Here is a 17,221-nt window from a genome sequence, read left to right as displayed (position 1 = left end):
GAGCCCATAAATTACTTTAGCAAAGATGCTTTCCCCCTGTAATTAACAACTGAACCCCTGTAATGTACTTAGCCTGATCACTCGCCAAAAAAAGAGCCGCATTGGATACATCTTCTACATTCCCCAATCGATTCAATGGTGTTTTGCTTAAAATATCAGATTTTACTTGATCGGAGATGCTCTTTACAATCTCTGTTTCAATAAGACCAGGGGCAACCGTATTCACTCGGATATTGTATTTTCCGTACTCTATTGCCAACACTTTGCTTAACGATTCAATTGCCGCCTTAGAGGCACTATATGCAGATTGTCCTTTAGCAGGCAGGTAGCTTGACAAAGTGGTCATATTTAAGATGACACCTTGTTTTTTTAGAACCATGTACTTCAATGCTACACTGCAGTAATTGTAAACACCCTTAAAGTTAGTATCCATGGTCTTGTCCATAATGCTATCCGTAGTCGTTAAAAACAAACCGCGCGGAATAAAGCCTGCATTATTAATAAGAACATCAATGCTCTCTTCAGCAGCAATAATTTCATTTATATAAGCTCTAACGTGCTCTAGAGAACTTCCGTCTACTTGAGCCGCTCTCGCAAACCAGCCCTCGCTCAACAGTTGATCTTCGATTTGCTTCGCCTGTGCTTCGCTCGACAGATACGTAAAATACACTTTGCTGCCAGCCTTTGCGAAGGCCTCGACCAATCCTCGGCCGATCCCTTTGCTTCCACCAGTTACAACGACAACTTTCCCTTGCAAATCTGTATACATTAAACACTCACTCCAGCTTCTTTATGCATATAAAGAACATTTAGTTCAGGGAATACATCCAGCAATTTTTCGTCACGCAGCAAGTCAAGCTTAGCCGTGCTCTCAATGAATTTTGGAATTAGAGAACTCCAATCACCAGAATTCATGTACGATATGATAGCCTCCCATTGTTCTAAAGACTCCGTATTCTCCACGCTAGAATTGCTTTTGTACGGCTCTTGCTCTTTCAACCACGAGACATGCTCTTGCAATTGAGATGTGACGACTTCCTTTACCTCAATAGGGAGGATTTTTATACTGTACTCTTCAGGGCTGTGCAGCAAATTAAGGCAAATATGATCGATCTCGATATAGTTATGCTCAAGCATATAATGATGAATCTCTCTCAGCTGCAATATATTAAAAATACTAACGGTTATATTAATAATGACTTTTACATTCGTTTTGGATTTGACCTCTGCAATGTTCTGAACGAACGTATTCCATTTTAGGTTTTTCCGGACATATTCACATCTTTTCTCGACGCCATCTATGCTGACATTCAGCTTAATGTTGTTGAATGGCTCCCATAGCTCTGTAATGTTCTTTCCTTTATGCTTCAGCGTTGTAAGATTGGTATTGTACTTGATATCCGTATCGAATTTCTCATAATGTTTCAATCTTTCTAAGATGTGTGTATTCTCATTAAGCAGCAAAGGCTCTCCACCGGCAAAATGCACCTTTTCAAGGTGAGGCATATACTGCTCTAATTCATCGAGCAATGGTGCTGTATTCTCGACACCGCTTACTTTTTTCGTTACTTCTTTCGGGTCAATCTGACCTAGTTCAATCGCATCTTCATACCACGCTGAACTTGCGCTATAGCTGCACATCCGACATTTTAAATTACATAGATTCGAGAAGCGGATATCCCAATATATCGGTTTTGCATCTGGAGCGTAGCCTTTTTCATCTGTACTAACGACCCAATCGAGATAATGCCCATACTTCTTATTGGCATCCGTTCGTTGACTCCAATATCCTACCGATTCTCGTTCATAGCATTTTTTACAGTTAAAACTAGCCTTGTCTTCAAGCATTCTTAAGCGCAGCTTTCTGATTCTTTCACCCTGCCATAGTTCATGAAAGGAGTTCTCGTTTAGATTTCCATAACCAGAAGCTTCCGATCCTTCGACAAGACTCATGCATGGTGACATGTTTCCTAGTGCCGTCGTATGTAGATGTACCCACGGAACCATACAGAAATGCTTCCCTTCAGCCACTAACCGCTCGACCTTTTCTTTATCCCTCATATTTTATCGCACTCCCTTCAGCGCTTGACAGGTGCTAATGCTCACTTAGTCCTATTGGCTATTCGCTTTGCTCATCGCATAGTTCACGAGATCCTGGACCGTGATATGATTGTAAAGGCTGAAAGGGCTATCTAGTCCTTGAATCACTTCTTCAGAAATATTAAAGTTCATTTGAATCAGGCGGATAGCCTCATCAGAGAACGTTCCATTATACAACCCTTCGTTTGCAATCTTGCTTGCGATATTCCAGAATTCATCGTCTCCCATTACAAAGTTAAACTCTTGTTCTAGTCTGAACGTAATCTCCAAAATTTCTGTGGATTCAATATTAAAATTCAAGAAGAGCAGATGGTTCATTTCAATTTCATCCACTTCGATATCTAGGCTTTCTGATAATACCGCTTTCACTTTCTCTTCTGTGTTTTCCATTGTTAACATCGCAATCGCTCCCTTTTTAATGATCTTTAGTGTGTTGCGTTTTTCATTTTTACAGCAAAGATGCTTTTAGGTTCTAGTGAATCTATATACGTAAATGAGAATTGGTAATTCTCATTACGCGTCACAAACCAGGCCGCTTCTTTAAAACAAGATTCAAACCGCGACTTATCCTCTTTCATCCCTTTAACATTCACAGCGAAGTGATCATAGTCTTCTTGGAGAACACTAATGGAATGATAATTGGTAAGTCTAAACTGAAGGCTTACGTAGCTGATAATATCCTTGAACACCTTGTTACCGTAGATTTGAGTCCCTGCAATCATCTGTCTGCCAGGACAAACAAAGATCCTTCTGCTCTTCTTATTACAGGTGCATTCACCCTCAAGATAGTATGCAAAATCTCCAGTTTTATAGCGAATAAACGGCATACTCTTTTGCTTCAATGAAGTGACCACAACGTACCCAATCTGATTAGCCTCGTGGATGAGCTGATCTTGTTCATCAACCAGTTCAAAGTATATGGAATCGTCATTAATATGAAGATGCCCTTCCTGACAGTCATAGGCAATCGCCCAGACCTCGCGGCAGCCATAATTGTTCACGACCACACTCGAAAAAGTACGACTATATCTCGCTTTATCTTCTGTTGAAATAAAAGAACCATTATTCTCAATCACTTTTAAATGATTGAATCGATATGCATGCTCGTTGCTATTTAAATAACTGTCGTAATAATCCAGAATATAACCATTAACATGCCACCAACTGCTTGTGCTTTGATCTAAGTAATCAAGTTCCGTAACGATCTTATCCTTCTCCACCTTAGGCTCCTCAAATGGAAAAGGATATAATGTGTCACGAAAAGTATGAATGAAATAAAAAAAGTGATCTGGCCTTGCTGTGTATATGGAATTTCGCAGCTTCCAGAGGCTTCTTCCTAATGACATTCGCTCATTTAATGTCTTAAATGATGCAAACGGGACTCCGCTTGAACCGCTTGTATATTCTACTGCAATTTGGGTATGAGGAAGAGTAAAGATATACTCTTTTTTAAAGTCTTTATCCATATTCAAGATTGCGTCTAAGCCTTGTGAAGCGATATCTGCATCTATAAACTGTTCCATGTTAGATTTCATGTCTTGCTTTCTAATGATAGGTATTTCATGAAAGATATTAAGAAGGAATTCATCGTTGCACTGTAAATCATGAATGTGACGCGAAACCGTCTCTTGATAGAAGGGAACCTTTTGAGATACCTCTTGAAGCAGCCCCCTAAGTCCGGCTAATGGTACCATCAGCATACCTCCCATCGCTTAGATGCTGTTCTTTTTGAACTATGAATCTGCTTTAACAGCTATTTTTCCTTCAATCATTTCTAATAATCGACTAAAGCTTGATAGTTTAGCGAGATCGATCTCGCTTTCTGCAATTTCAATATCAAATTCCATTTCCACTTCGGTTACCAAATGGATAAAATTCATGGAGTCAAATCCAAAATCACGCATTAAGTCAGCGTCCTGATGAATATTAGCCTCCACAACTTGCTTTTTACAGGAAGCAATAATTTGCTTAAGCTTCTCAACTGTTGTTGGATCCATTTCTTAATCCCTCGTTTCTCCTATCATATTGAATAGAAAATGGTTTGTTTGATTCATTAAAAACTGAAAATTCAAAGAGAGAGAATCCGAATATCGTAGCCCGACTTATACACGTCACGCGGACAAATCTACCAATCAAGTCTAAACTGTCTAACTCAAACACCCCTGGGCATCCTGCTGCTTCATCATGTATCAATTCCCAGTCTTCTGAATTGTTTGAGGATTCTATTCGGTACTTGCTCGGATGTGCTCCCTCCCAATGGAGCCTTATCTTGCTGATTTTTTTACTCAATCCAAGATCTACATAAATCCACTGATCGTCTCGATAATCACTGCTCCATCGCGTATACGGGTCATTATCAACGACATGATTGCATGCGAAATCGACAGTTTCTGTGGATGATGCCTTTACAGGCTTATATAAAGCTAAATTGCCACACACCATCATTTCCGAAGTTCTGGCTTCAAGTTGAACCCCTTCACTGAACTGTCCAAGTTGATTTTTCGCTTTGATTGTAATGGTATAATCATGGGAAGGTTCTAAACCTCCTACCGTGTATTGAGTCCCTGAAGTCAAGCCGACCCGTGTGTGATTTAGCCAAATCTCATACTCGATCTGTTCGTACTCTCTTTGTTCATCCTTCCATTCCAACCATAAGCTCGTGTCGGTTGTATAAGTGAACCTACATTGGGAAGGTGGGTTAAGCTTCGCTTGCAATCGATTGTTCTTTATTCCTGTTAGCAGTTCATGTTGCAGATCCATTAAAGCGCTTTCCTCTAGCTCCCGAATCATCGTGCACCTTTGTTGAAAATCTGCAATATCGAATTTTTGGGGAGCAAAAGAACTCTTCATCAAGTAGTTTTTTATATTCTCCGCTGCTTTAGAAATATTCTGCATTTGCCTTATCGTCGTTTCGGAATTGTAGGCATGCCGCATGAAGATTGACGTTAACAAGCGCGAAAGTGAAATGACCCCGAACACTTGAATGGAACGATTCAGCCACGTTTCAAACCCTAACTGACTGTAACCCCTTACAATATTATCGTATAAGGAAAAATCCTCCTTAACAGCAAGCATTCCTTCTTTAAAAAGCTGCTTAATAGGATCAATAATATCTTGATGAGGAGATACTTCTTCGATGATAAAGCTCATCACAACTCTTCCATCTGTAGGAATATGATCAAACCCATCTTTAATAACATGCTCCGCATATGCCTGTTCAAAAGGATAATCGACTACACTAAAAGTTCCATCCTCATACGACGTCAGCGTTAGGGAGTGTTCACCTTCTGGGTCACTATTCGTTAGTTCCATGTGAGGAATCCATTTATTTTTCGTCCATATATATACTTCCGTGTTATTTTTCAGGCAGTTAATAATATATGACCTAGCCTGCTGATAATCTTCAAATTTTTGTTCAACCAGCGTTACACCTAACGCCTTATTTTCTATCTGGACTTTCCAAGGGTAGATCCAGCCATTCTTCCCCTTAACCATTATCTCTTGATAAATATGTGAAGGGAGTTCATAAGCGTTATGAAATAGAAATTCCACGGGTACTTTTTTACTTATCTGTCTTAATACCTGAGATTTGCGACAATTCATATAACTATAAAATAAAAGGTTCGAAAAAACCTCCACCTTATTCTCACCTCATCTCAATCAATCCTTACAAACATAAGGATCGTCTTCAAAAGACAAATATGGCTCCAAAAAGGCTCTATCCTATCTTTAAATGATTGATGATTACGTTTATTGTGATGCAAATAATATCCAGAATGAATCATCTGGATATGTAACAGGTGAAAAATAGCAATTGGGATTGATGAAATAGATCAAATCGTTTTCTGTTGACTCTAGAGAGGAGTAATTTCTTATTGTTAGGTACTCAGGATTTGAGAGGAAACTTTAAGTTATTGGAAGGTCATTAGAGAGATGTTAACTTTACGACATCAATAACAACCTCAAATACCAATATAAGTATATTATGTAGTAATTATATATAAAATTCATTTTATCAACAATGTTAATAATCAACGATTTTTTATACTTTGAAATGCTTTTCAAATACTATACCCATAGTGAAGTTTCCAAACAATAATAGTAACCAACGATTTTTTATACTTACCGTTGCTTTTATACGGAGTCAAATCTTTAAGACAAAGAATTGTTGATACATTCATCATGATTACAAATATCCATAATGGTCGTATATAAGGATGATTCAAATAAAAAAAGGCAGCTGTCGATTCATTAATCTACAGCTGCTTCTATGACTTATTAATTAGATGATGTTATGGATAACATTGTGGGGTAATAACAATTCTACATCATTTGCTCTTAAACCTGCACCTTTTTGCCCTCAGGCTGATGCTCTGGCTGCTCATAGACTTGCGTGCCGTCATTTTCGTGAATCCAGGTATCGAAGTTCTTCTCCCCTTGCTTCATGCGAATCACGCGAGCGCCCGTTGGCACAAGGTCATGGCGGACGCCATCAACGAAGCTTACATAACGAGTCGAACGACCATAGCTTAAGCGAATGCCATGCAGCGTGCCTGTAAAGTCATTGCCGTGATCGTGGCCGACGAAGGTGCCCATCACATCGCCCATCTCCAATATCGCGGCAAACATGCCGCTGTTTACAACAGGTGAGCAGCATTCATTATCGTAGCGATGCCCATAGCATACATGCTCATTCCACAGCTCATTGTACTCTGGTAGCGGAATATGGAAGAAAGCAAGCGCCGGGAGCGGCTCATCTCCATTATCCTTCGCAAGCTGCTTGGAAGTATTCATATACCACTGAATCTGGCTTGGATGAATCCAGTCATAGCCGCCGACGCGCTTGCCGAACTGTGAATAATCCCCGCTGTCTAGGAAGTACAGCGCGGCGTCATCATGCCCTGCTTCACCTTGTATCGTGAGCACATAGTTGCCTGCTCCCGCTACCCCTTCCGGGTCTGGCTTCGCGACGCAATGCGGCTGCTGCAGCTGGAACTCATGCATGGCTGAGCGCTTCACTTCGCCTTCGGAATCGTGGTTGCCGAATACGGCAGCCCATGGGATTCCTGCCCGCTCCGCAGGCCCGATCGCTCGGCGAAAAGAATCAATGGGATCTTTCGCGCGGTTGCTTGCAACAACGTCCCCTGCATATACGATCAGGTCCGGCTGCTCTGCCTCGATGATCCGTTCCATCAACGCGATGGTCGCCTCATCATAGGCTGGCGTATCCGGATCATAATCATATGAATCCAATAGCTCTACATCGGAAAATTGGACGATAACAAATGATCCATCTTCCCGGAATTTCAATGGTCTGGACAAAAAATCACCCTCTTTGTTCAAAGTGGCTATTGCTAGTCCTGCATCTTCCTTCATTAAAAGCATTTCGAGATCCAATGTGCGATTCCTTGTCTCGTACATGAAATATTTACTTTAAAATCCCTGTGCAGATATAGTTAAACATATAAAATGTTTCTTGCCGCTACAAGACAGAAGGCCCTTTCAATCGCTGTTGTTCAAACCTTTCTTAATTGAATCTAAAGTAGAGGAGGAAAGGTTCAATCAAAGGCGAACGATCACGCTTCTACAGGACCTTCTGTCTTTTTCGTTTTCGTCTACCATTCTGTCGGTTAGTATTTGCATAGTGGAGATTCGCGCACTAACCGACCCTACCTGGCTCGTATTCGCGTATGATCCTAAGACACGCGAAGTTATGTTTCACACCAAAGACAATACAAAAACAGTCACACTTCATGAAGGAGAAGCTTTACGTTTTACCTTAGATGAATCAGGCTATTGCGAACGGTATTATGAAGTCAATGAAGAAGGGCTGGCTGTAGTAAAGTGGCAGAATGATTCAGTTGCGCAGCGCGAATGGGGAACAAAACCGAACTTTAACAAGAACTTTGTCTATTTTTTCGATGAATTTATGGGAGGTCAGTTTACCTACGGTAAAATGACACCTGATGGGGGTACAGAGTTAGGCAAATTTCACCGGAGTAGAAGGGGCTTTCTCGTGCTTCCGATTGAAGGAGAGAAGCGCACGGATGCTATATAAATTGAACGACCTCAGCCTATATCCAATCAAGAAAGGATCAAACAACAGCGATCGTAAGGATCTTTTGTCCTTGTAGTGGCAGGGAGAGCATCATTCGTTCAACTTATATAGATCAATGTCTCATTAACGATCATATGATAAAGCGTGTTATCCAGGGAGATTCTTGATTCTCCCTTCCTTTTATACTGAGTTGGAAAGAAAGACCGTCATCAGCAGGACAAATTACACCGTCAGTCTCTGGGCATTATGCTTTGGCAGTAACAACTTTTCACTCAAAGCACCTTTCTAAAAGAGGAAAACATATTGGTTACATTGCTTTATTTTGCTGCGTGTTGGAATAATCGATTCCAAACTACAAATTAGTAGGTATTATTTCATGAAAAGCACAAGTTCCTCGACTATTAAAGCCAAGGAACCAACGCTTTTGCCACTATTGAGGATGCTGCAATAATAGGATATCCAATCGACGCTGTGACGACGTTTTACTAGCTAATTAGCGAATACTCTGGAGATGAACCTAGAACTCCAACAGGCGTGCTCGTCAATGCAACATAAACATCATCTTTATTAAATGAGCATTTTGCATAAAACTCAGCCCTTGCTACACAAGGATTTCTAGACATAAAAAAGGAACTTCACCCCAACTTGGAGAAGTTTTCAAGTGACCAAACCAGAAAACCCAAGGGAGTGAAGTCACTATGTATATTCTCCAAGAAAGCCTATTTTCCTTTATTGAGCTTCAAAAACTTGAATCTAAAGAACGGTTACCTCTCTTTTTCAGCGCCTTAGACTTACGCCCCTATGCCAAAGAATTGAGAAGTCATTCACCCCGAGGTGCCGACGGGCATTGCAGGCAAGGGATTCTTCGTGCACTGCTTGTTGCACCACTTGAGAATATCGATACATTTACGGGACTACATCGTCGTTTACATTTCGACCTTCGCTTTCGTTATCAATGTGGGCTTCGACTAGATCGTGAAGCTCCTTCGATTGCGACATTAAGCCGTGTGTTCGCTGAATTAACTAGCAAGGGGTTAGCTAAACGTCTGTTTGAAGATCTTGTAGTGCAATGTAAGAAGGAAGAAATCATCGACGGAAGTCTTATTGCGATCGATAGTGCAGCGATTCATGCTTATGAGATGAAGCAGCCAAAACGAAAAAGCGAACGGACTGGCAATGCGAATTGGGGCGCGAAGTTCGACTCGTTTGGTAACAAGGTCAAGTGGTTCGGTTACAAGCTTCATCTTGCTGTTGACACAGCAAGTGAGCTACCGATGGCGCTCTGTGTTACGCCGGCTCATGTCAACGACAGAGATATGGCTCCTTCACTCATCGGACAAGTGGCTGAGGAAACGAAAGTGAAGTTCTTCATACTTGATGCTGGTTATGACCAACTGAAAAATTATGAAGCAGCACGGAATGTCAAGGCTCAAGCCATTATTCCGATGAATCTCCGCAATGAGAAGGAGCCTCCTGCAAGCATGACATCCAATGGAACGCCTTGCTGCTCGATGAGTTTCCCGATGACCTATTGGGGGGCTGATGGAGATCACCTGAAATTTCGATGTCCCCATGCCACAGGTAAGGTCGACTGTCCGCTCGGTATGGCGTCATGCTCAGCTTCCAACTATGGAATGGTCGTCAAGGTCGATACGAAGAGTGATTTACGGCGCTATTCGAGCCCACATCGGGACACGAAATACTGGAAGGAACTCTATAACGAAAGAACAAGTGTGGAACGCTGTAATTCCCGATTGAAAACCTATCTAACCGCAGATGCTTTGCACGTCTGGGGCATTCAGAAGGTGACAACACACCAATACCTGAACGCCATTGTATTACTCACTTCTGCGCTAGCTATGGCTCTACAGCTTAATTTTTTGATTCACCAGAAAATTCTGCAAGTCTGCTCATTTTTATCTTTCAAGTCAATAAAACTGAAAAATTTGCTCTACTAAGACAGGGATTCTACAGCGTATTTTTCAAAAACGGAATTATGCAAATTGCTCAAATACAAACTGACCTAACGAATTAAACGAGCTTTTCAAGGAAAAATGGCATAGTATATACAGTTATCACAAATCCAGGAAATATATAACACTCAGTCTTCAGCTAAATAATCAGCTGCTGTTAAAGGGATAAAAGCTTCAAAAATAGTTTTTCTTGAATTTGAATTAACCTGGTCAGCATGGAGAGAAAAATTAAATCCAGAAATCTTCTGTTTTTCAAAGTAACTCTTAGGAATGAAGACCTCATATTGATAGGTAATAAGGCTTGAATCTTTTGAAATTAACTTTTGTTCTGTAGTCGCAATTCGACTTAATGAATCAGGGACGGTAAATTGAATATCACTTTCAGGAATATTATTAAAACTAATTTTATAGGTAATTTTACCATTCGATTGTTTGTAATGGTTTTTTCTTACGAACATCTCTTTGCCTGTCACAAGCTGATCTTGGTAAGCATGACCCGAAAAATAGTAATCCCCTACAAAAATCTTAATTTTCTTTTGAGTCCGACCTTCTTTGATAACCACCGTATCAAAATGGCTTAAGAGGGGCGTATTTTTTAAAATCAATAAATTTTTATCTTTTACGGAAATGTTATCAGACCCAGTTATTACGGCAACAGAAGATTCTTCAGAAAGTAGTTCGACTTCTTGTATTTGAATAAGGTCAATTGCATGGGTAAAGAAAATCGACAGTTCCTTTACAGGGTAGTAATGATACTCCTCATGAATACTAATTTTTTCTAATTGCTCTAATTGTTTTGTATAGTCAGTGCTTTCATTAAACAACGGTGTTAGTTCTGACTTGCTCGTTGGGTCTTTTTCCTTCAGGGTATCGCAACCAACTAATACAAAGACAAGAAGAATAAAAACGAGTGTGAATTTCCGCATGTATTCCTCCAAGAAAATAATAAAATTCAGGGCGGATATACCCGCCCTGAAAAATTTAAATAGGATTAGACCACAGCCAAGTTTCAAGCCCTCTGTAGTCAAAAGATGAGGCGTTATATTGAGTATCCCAGAAGATGCCTGTGTCTGTATAACGATAATCTTCCTGAAGGACTTTTATTGCCGATTTCTGTTCGTATATCCATCCAGCAGGAATGGTGTACTTCTCAGTTTTACTTTTGGTAAACTCCTGCCCAACACTACCAGCAAGTTTAACTTCTACAAAATCCTTGAAGCCAAACTTCGTTTCGCCACTTATAGAAATGGTGAACTTAGAAGTGGTCGAAAGAGTTCTCTCTACAGAAGATGCACCACTATTAGTGTACCGATCCCAGTCGTGGCCGGAGTATTGATTAGCTTCAGCCACTTTTGTCCATGAATTAACTCCATATGGACCGATGCCACTCTGGTTGGCTTTAGGGACATACGTTGGTACGGCATTTTTTGCGTCCACTTCTTGGAGGTATTGGTCGGTGAGTACTGGAATTCCGTCCAAATACAACCGCCCATCTTTATAGCTTTCTACAGGGGGACGGTTATTAACCGTATCTTGAGGTTGAGCACTTGATGCAAATGCTGGGATTGAGAAAAATACAGACATAACTGCAGATAAAGCGACGACTTTTAAACAGTTCTTCAAAAGAACACCTCCTAGATTTTTATATATTTACATAATAATCCTAACAATATTAATAATTTACTTGCAATAGTGCTAGAGAATCAAATATCAGTAAATAAAGGAAATATTTGATACTTAAGTTTCTATCTTATGGGGGATTATTTGTTTTAGCTTACAGGAAAATCCAAGCATCTGACGAAGTCATCTGCATAATAATTTATTGGAAAGGCTCCGCGAGATATTCTCTTTAACACTCTTTGAGTTACTATTCATGCACTTATTACTCTCTTACCCTTCTTCACTTAAAACTTTTAGTACTCTTACTGTTCTTAATACTTTAAGAGCCTGTTCAATAAGCTCTCAATTTCAGATAAAAAACAAAAATGCACCGATGCATTAAATGGTAAAATGGAGGTGTCCCGACCACCAAAATACCAATATGCGAGGTGCATTTTCATGGAGTTGCAGTTAGAACTGCTACCCTATCACTACTATAACACACTTGTCTTCGATCCTGAACTCATCGATTATATCAATCACGTCGATGACGCTATTGTGCTGGAGAAAATTGCGCCACTGTACAAGAATGGCGGTCATCCTCAAGAGTCTGCTTTCAGATGCACTATTTGTACTTCACCCGCCCTGAGAGTTCCTCATTTCGAGAATTGGTGAGACAGTTAAAGGAGCCTAAAAATCTGGCTCGGCGTAATTTCATTGGTGTCCCTAACATCGAAAAGGTGCCTGTGCATAATACTCTGAATCTTTTCAGAAACAAAGTCACAGCTGAATGGTTTTATGAGATTCTATTCGATCTTATCGCGCAAGCTTTAAAGTTAAAGGACTTTTTTCTGCCGATGCTCACGGGTATTGATTCCAAGCCCGTATGGGCTAACGTCAACGACTATAAACACAAACGTTGCGACTGTGCGGATCAAAGGGCTTGTGCTTGCGAAAAAACCTATTCCGATCCCAATGCGACTTGTGGCGTGCAGAGAACGAAGGCGAATCAGAACAAGTTTTTCATCGGTTATCGTAGCATTCCATTGTCTGTCCAAGTCCTAAGGGTACCATCGTCTTGTTCTCGATCATCCTGCCTAATAACACAGCAGATGTGAAGGTGATGCTGCCGCTCATAGAAATGATGAAGAAAATCGAAGGGCTGAAGGTTGATGATTTGGTGGCTGACTTGGGTTACTTCGATGCTGAAGATCAAAAGACAGCCCTACTGGCACATGATGTGGCCGTCGTCACGGAAATCAAGAAAAATACCCTTGTACCTGAGCACTGCCCGCCGGAAGGAAAACCGGAATGTGAGCAGGGCCATGTCCTTGTGTTTGATGGATTCGATGAAGATACGTACACGGCATGGTTTCGCGGGGACGATACGAAATGTTCCACCTGTCCCTTGCAAGAGCTTTGCAATAAGCAATTTGGTTATCCCTTTGAAGAAAATCACTTCTTCTATGGACCGATGCCGCAAGATAGCGTGCTGCAAGAGGGGATGCTGAAATTCCGAAAGCAAGTTGAACTGGTGTTTGAGCAAGAGTCACATCAATTAACCTCGGTCATGAAACATAAGAAGGTACCGGTTCGCACAACAGTACGTGTCGAGAAGTGGTTCATCCTTAGCGATGCATTCCGCTTAATCGAGCGAATGATCAAGCATGTTCGGGTAATCGTGATGCCGGTGAACCACGTAGCTAACATCAAAAGACAGCAGGAGATGCAAGTGGAGCAGTTATCACTGCCGCTGGTCGCTTAAAGGCTAACTCAAAAAAAGAGAGTCCCCTCGTACACGGGATAAGTCTGTCTAAATTAAGCTGTGGAAGACATATCCAGTGAAGACATGATGCATATGACATCACTTCCTCCTCTCATTTCCAATTCTGGAGCTCATCTTGCTGAGTTAGGCATTAGCATTTACATTCATGACTAGCCTTTTTGAACAGGCTCTATTAGAACAAATTCATGGAACTAGGGGATGTGACTATATTGAAGTTTTGGTAAAAATTTATGATTAGCGCTACCATTAATCGCATCTGCCGCTTCAGCTATCTTCGTCAATGGGCAGTATCAAGACAACGGCATTATCGTTGAAGGACGTACACTTGTGAAAATACGTGCATTAACGGACCCTACATGGCTTGTATTCGCATATGATCCAAAGACACGTGAGGTCATGTTTCATACCAAAGACAATACGAAAACAGTCAAGCTGCATGAAGGAGAGAGAACCACAGACGTAAACGGAAAAAAGGTCAAGCTGGATATTTCCAGACCCGCTTGAATTGAAGTCGTTCACGATGACGCAAGGCGACAGCAAGCAGCATAAGCCCTCCAAGCAGCGTTCGCATGCTGGAGAACAGGATTGGCGGCGTATACGAAAGCGCAATCTTGGACAGCGGCCAGTTAATTCCCCCACACGGTCACAAGAAAAGCGATGAGCAGCACCGCTCGAGATTTGGTTATACTCCCCATGTTCAAAAACTCCTCACTCAAGAACTCTCAAGACCTGCATTTCAAAAAAAGGATGCTCTGCAAGCAGAAGCATCCACTAACTAGAGACATCCTTTTTCAAATATTCATATAACACTTATTACATCGATTGTCGCAGCCTAGTTCTTCTCAACAGCGTGACCGCCAAATTCATTGCGAAGCGCAGCAACGACCTTCCCAGTAAACGTATCGGATTCGAGCGAACGATAGCGCATGATCAGGGACAGTGCCATGATTGGAGTGGCTGCTTGAAGATCAAGAGCCGTCTCTACGGTCCATTTCCCTTCACCGGACGAATGCATGACGCCTTTGATCTCATCAAGCTTAGCATCCTTCGAGAATGCATTCTCCGTAAGCTCCATCAGCCATGAGCGAATGACCGAACCATGATTCCACACCTTCGCTACCTGCTCATAATCGAAGTCAAAGTCGCTCTTCTCAAGCACTTCGAAGCCCTCACCGATTGCAGCCATCATGCCGTACTCGATGCCGTTGTGAACCATTTTAAGAAAATGGCCGGAGCCCGCACGGCCTGCATACAAATACCCGTTCTCCACGGATGTATCGCGGAACAGCGGTTCCACTTGCGCCCAGGCCTCTTGGTCTCCGCCAACCATATAGCAGGCTCCATGACGAGCGCCAGCCATACCGCCAGAAGTACCCACATCCATCAAATGAATGCCAATCTCCTTCAGGTGATTGTAGCGTGCAATAGACTCCTTGTAATGAGAGTTGCCTGCTTCAATCACGATATCTCCATGTGACAGCAGCGGAATGAGTTCCTCCATGACCTTGTCGACGACTGTATGGGGAATCATCAACCACAGAACCTTAGGAGTCGGCAACGCTTGAACGAGCTCTTGAAGGCTGTTCACACCAGCAGCTCCGTATCCTTTCATCTCCTCTACGGCCTTCTCATTCAGGTCAAAGGCGACCACCTCATGCTGATGATCGAGCAGATTCTGTCCCAAATTCAAACCCATTTTACCCAGTCCAATTAAACCGACTTTCATGTTGTTTATTCCCTCCGCTAACGTTCTCTAGTTGTCTGTTTATTTCCATGTTACTTCTGCTTACACTTGTACAAGCTGGTCCTGATCCTTCTTCGCTTCCGCTTGCGGGTCCTTATCCAACCACCATTTGTCATCACCAAGCAGCTCATGTGCGGCTTCTGGACCGTTGGAGCCTGCTGGATAGCGATGGAGCGGCACCTCGTTTGCTTCAAAGGCGTCCAGAATCGGCTGTACCCACTCCCAAGACAGTTCTACCTCGTCCCAATGTGCGAAGAAGGTCGCATCTCCGCGCAGCGCGTCATAGATCAAGTTCTCGTACGCTTCTGGCATATCGGCTGCATCCGTCATCGAGTTCGCTCGCACAGGCACATATTGACCCGGATTGGATGCATCCTTTGTATTCAGCTGAAGCGAAATGCCTTCATTCGGGTTGATCTCAATTACGAGTAGGTTCGGTTCAGCGGATACGTGCCTTGGATCATTATAGGATTCCATCGGATCCTTGAACTGCACCACGATGCGCGTGGATTTCTCCTGCATTCTCTTGCCGGTACGAATATAGATCGGAATGCCTTTCCAGAAATGATTGTCGATCCAGAGCTTTGCTGCGATAAATGTATCATTTTGTGAATCAAGCTCAATGCCTGGCTCCTCCAGATAGCCTTTAACCGGCTTTCCTGCTAGTTCACCTTCCGCATACTGACCACGGATGACGTGCTGCGCAAGATCCTCCTTGTGAAGCGGACGAAGCGATTCAAGCACGCTCTTCTTGTTTCGTCGCACTTCATCTGGCGTACTTGGGTTAGGCAGGTGCATGGTTGTCATCATCAGCAGCTGCAGCATATGGTTTTGGAACATATCCCGAATCGCGCCCGTCTTGTCATAGTAGCCTGCACGCTCTTCAACACCAACTGTCTCAGCAGCCGTAATCTGCACATTTGCAATATATCGATTGGACCACAGCGCATGAATCACAGGGTTGGAATATTCCAGCACCTCCAGATTCTGTACCATCGGCTTGCCCAAATAATGGTCAATACGATAAACTTCCTCTTCCGCAAAGTATTGGCTCAGCTTCTCATTCAGCTCGCGAGCTGAAGCAAGATCGCGGCCAAATGGCTTTTCAATGACAAGGCGCTTCCAGCCTTTTGTCTCGCCAAGCCCACTCTCTATAAGCTGCTCCGCAATGGTAGCAAAATATTCTGGTCCTACGGACAAATAAAACAGGCGGTTGCCTGGAAGACCTAGTTGGTTCTCTCTCTCTGCAACCAACTGGTTCAAACGAACATAATCCTCCGGACGATTCACATCGAGCGCACAGTAACGAAAAGCTTGTACAAACTGACGCACGAGCTTCTCGTCAGGCTTGCGTCTAGAGAAGGCATGAAGTGCCTTCGCAATGTGCTCCTGGAAGTAATCATCCGACCACTCTCTTCTTCCGAGCCCAATAACGGAGAAGGTGGAAGGTATCTTCCCATCCGTGTATAGATTATAAAGCGCAGGATACAGCTTTCTCATTGCAAGATCTCCTGTCGCTCCAAACAAAACTATGCTTGCTGCTTCCATCTCTCTTCCTCCTATCCGTTATCTCCACGAGAAACTCTTTGTATGGTAATAAACAAAAAGCCATCCCGATTTCTCGGAACAGCCCTATCGATGTATAAACATAACCCCCTGTATTCCTATATACAGAATTCAAGGATTCAGGCATATCAAGCTGCTTATGTCTGCGCCCCAGTCGCATGTTATAACGAACACATTAGGAGGGCTAAAAACGATACTTTTAGATTATTACAGAAAGTTAGTAAAGTAAATGGAGATTTTGAAATCTATATGATCTTTTTCATTGAATAACTGAAAATTTTGTCATTTTCCGGATATTCAGAAGGAGTTTCTTGAAGTTTCATCGTTCATGCCTTACCTACTTCCCAGATGGACACGCATGACAAGCCGCCCCGCAGGACGGCTCATCGCTATAA

General features: G+C 42.3%; 16 protein-coding genes and 1 pseudogene. 5 read left to right on the top strand and 12 right to left on the bottom strand.

Annotated features, from left to right (window positions below):
* Positions 1–16: 16 nt before the first annotated feature.
* The 7 genes from I2H74_RS11585 to I2H74_RS11555 form a co-directional block, all read right to left on the bottom strand.
* Positions 17–769 (bottom strand): SDR family NAD(P)-dependent oxidoreductase, encoded by a 753-nt coding sequence (locus I2H74_RS11585; protein WP_195574138.1) that lies wholly within the window; start codon positions 767–769, stop codon positions 17–19.
* Complete coding sequence (locus tag I2H74_RS11580) at positions 769–2,061, bottom strand: twitch domain-containing radical SAM protein (RefSeq protein ID WP_195574137.1); 1,293 nt, start codon at positions 2,059–2,061, stop codon at positions 769–771. Before I2H74_RS11580 ends, I2H74_RS11585 begins: the two co-directional genes overlap by 1 nt.
* Positions 2,062–2,112: 51 nt before the next feature.
* Positions 2,113–2,499 (bottom strand): acyl carrier protein, encoded by a 387-nt coding sequence (locus I2H74_RS11575; protein ID WP_195574136.1) that lies wholly within the window; start codon positions 2,497–2,499, stop codon positions 2,113–2,115.
* Positions 2,500–2,525: 26 nt separating this feature from the next.
* The gene (locus tag I2H74_RS11570) at positions 2,526–3,794 is read right to left on the bottom strand and encodes a hypothetical protein (protein WP_195574135.1); all 1,269 of its coding nucleotides are present in this window, start codon (positions 3,792–3,794) and stop codon (positions 2,526–2,528) included.
* A 39-nt stretch (positions 3,795–3,833) separates the two neighbouring features.
* Complete coding sequence (locus tag I2H74_RS11565) at positions 3,834–4,097, bottom strand: acyl carrier protein (RefSeq protein WP_195574134.1); 264 nt, start codon at positions 4,095–4,097, stop codon at positions 3,834–3,836.
* On the bottom strand, positions 4,078–5,739 hold the full coding sequence (locus tag I2H74_RS25140) for a discoidin domain-containing protein (protein ID WP_324254055.1): 1,662 nt from the start codon (positions 5,737–5,739) through the stop codon (positions 4,078–4,080). Before I2H74_RS25140 ends, I2H74_RS11565 begins: the two co-directional genes overlap by 20 nt.
* A 699-nt stretch (positions 5,740–6,438) precedes the next feature.
* A complete protein-coding gene (locus I2H74_RS11555; protein WP_195574423.1) occupies positions 6,439–7,422 on the bottom strand; it encodes a metallophosphoesterase family protein in 984 nt (327 codons plus the stop codon).
* A 391-nt stretch (positions 7,423–7,813) separates the two neighbouring features.
* Here I2H74_RS11555 and I2H74_RS11550 point away from each other — a divergent pair, with 391 nt between their 5' ends.
* The 3 genes and pseudogenes from I2H74_RS11550 (at position 7,814) to I2H74_RS11545 (ending at position 10,116) form a co-directional block, all read left to right on the top strand.
* Positions 7,814–8,158, top strand: coding sequence for a hypothetical protein (locus I2H74_RS11550; RefSeq protein WP_195574132.1), 345 nt, complete (start codon positions 7,814–7,816; stop codon positions 8,156–8,158).
* 698 nt (positions 8,159–8,856) lie between these two features.
* Positions 8,857–9,204, top strand: a pseudogene (locus I2H74_RS25280) (transposase); the annotation flags it as partial.
* 18 nt (positions 9,205–9,222) lie between these two features.
* Positions 9,223–10,116 (top strand): transposase, encoded by an 894-nt coding sequence (locus I2H74_RS11545; protein ID WP_420707447.1) that lies wholly within the window; start codon positions 9,223–9,225, stop codon positions 10,114–10,116.
* A gap of 143 nt (positions 10,117–10,259) precedes the next feature.
* Here the strand turns inward: I2H74_RS11545 and I2H74_RS11540 are convergent, their stop codons facing one another.
* Both I2H74_RS11540 and I2H74_RS11535 read right to left on the bottom strand, forming a co-directional pair.
* On the bottom strand, positions 10,260–11,057 hold the full coding sequence (locus tag I2H74_RS11540) for a hypothetical protein (RefSeq protein WP_195574131.1): 798 nt from the start codon (positions 11,055–11,057) through the stop codon (positions 10,260–10,262).
* Positions 11,058–11,112: 55 nt separating this feature from the next.
* On the bottom strand, positions 11,113–11,754 hold the full coding sequence (locus I2H74_RS11535; protein WP_195574130.1) for a hypothetical protein: 642 nt from the start codon (positions 11,752–11,754) through the stop codon (positions 11,113–11,115).
* A 1,054-nt stretch (positions 11,755–12,808) separates the two neighbouring features.
* Between I2H74_RS11535 and I2H74_RS11525 the strand changes: the two genes are divergently transcribed.
* Positions 12,809–13,495 carry a transposase gene (locus I2H74_RS11525; protein ID WP_195574128.1) on the top strand — a complete coding sequence of 229 codons (687 nt, stop codon included), beginning with the start codon at positions 12,809–12,811 and terminating at the stop codon, positions 13,493–13,495.
* A gap of 348 nt (positions 13,496–13,843) precedes the next feature.
* On the top strand, positions 13,844–14,020 hold the full coding sequence (locus I2H74_RS25135) for a hypothetical protein (RefSeq protein ID WP_195574127.1): 177 nt from the start codon (positions 13,844–13,846) through the stop codon (positions 14,018–14,020).
* On the opposite strand, the gene I2H74_RS24595 is transcribed toward I2H74_RS25135, so the two are convergent.
* The 3 genes from I2H74_RS24595 to zwf all read right to left on the bottom strand — a co-directional run bounded on the left by I2H74_RS24595 (position 13,992) and on the right by zwf (position 16,808).
* Entirely contained in the window at positions 13,992–14,099 is a 108-nt protein-coding gene (locus tag I2H74_RS24595; protein WP_229106629.1) for a hypothetical protein, read from the bottom strand. The two genes, I2H74_RS25135 and I2H74_RS24595, sit on opposite strands and share 29 nt — an antisense overlap.
* 249 nt (positions 14,100–14,348) lie before the next feature.
* Positions 14,349–15,242 carry a phosphogluconate dehydrogenase (NAD(+)-dependent, decarboxylating) gene (gene gnd / locus I2H74_RS11510; protein WP_195574126.1) on the bottom strand — a complete coding sequence of 298 codons (894 nt, stop codon included), beginning with the start codon at positions 15,240–15,242 and terminating at the stop codon, positions 14,349–14,351.
* 60 nt (positions 15,243–15,302) lie between these two features.
* Positions 15,303–16,808, bottom strand: a complete 1,506-nt coding sequence (zwf, locus tag I2H74_RS11505; RefSeq protein ID WP_195574125.1) for a glucose-6-phosphate dehydrogenase — start codon at positions 16,806–16,808, stop codon at positions 15,303–15,305.
* Between the last annotated feature and the right edge of the window lie 413 nt (positions 16,809–17,221).

This window comes from Paenibacillus sp. 1001270B_150601_E10 (genome assembly GCF_015558675.1).
In the GTDB taxonomy this organism is placed as follows: Bacteria; Bacillota; Bacilli; order Paenibacillales; family Paenibacillaceae; genus Paenibacillus_B.
This window is presented reverse-complemented; position numbering and strand designations above follow the sequence as displayed.

Coding starts and splice junctions, on each gene's coding strand:
- zwf (WP_195574125.1), bottom strand. CDS start 16,808: ATGGAAGCAGCAAGCATAGTTTTGTTTGGAGCGACAGGAGATCTTGCA.
- I2H74_RS11575 (WP_195574136.1), bottom strand. CDS start 2,499: ATGTTAACAATGGAAAACACAGAAGAGAAAGTGAAAGCGGTATTATCA.
- I2H74_RS11585 (WP_195574138.1), bottom strand. CDS start 769: ATGTATACAGATTTGCAAGGGAAAGTTGTCGTTGTAACTGGTGGAAGC.
- I2H74_RS11540 (WP_195574131.1), bottom strand. CDS start 11,057: ATGCGGAAATTCACACTCGTTTTTATTCTTCTTGTCTTTGTATTAGTT.
- I2H74_RS11570 (WP_195574135.1), bottom strand. CDS start 3,794: ATGGTACCATTAGCCGGACTTAGGGGGCTGCTTCAAGAGGTATCTCAA.
- I2H74_RS11565 (WP_195574134.1), bottom strand. CDS start 4,097: ATGGATCCAACAACAGTTGAGAAGCTTAAGCAAATTATTGCTTCCTGT.
- I2H74_RS11580 (WP_195574137.1), bottom strand. CDS start 2,061: ATGAGGGATAAAGAAAAGGTCGAGCGGTTAGTGGCTGAAGGGAAGCAT.
- gnd (WP_195574126.1), bottom strand. CDS start 15,242: ATGAAAGTCGGTTTAATTGGACTGGGTAAAATGGGTTTGAATTTGGGA.
- I2H74_RS11550 (WP_195574132.1), top strand. CDS start 7,814: ATGTTTCACACCAAAGACAATACAAAAACAGTCACACTTCATGAAGGA.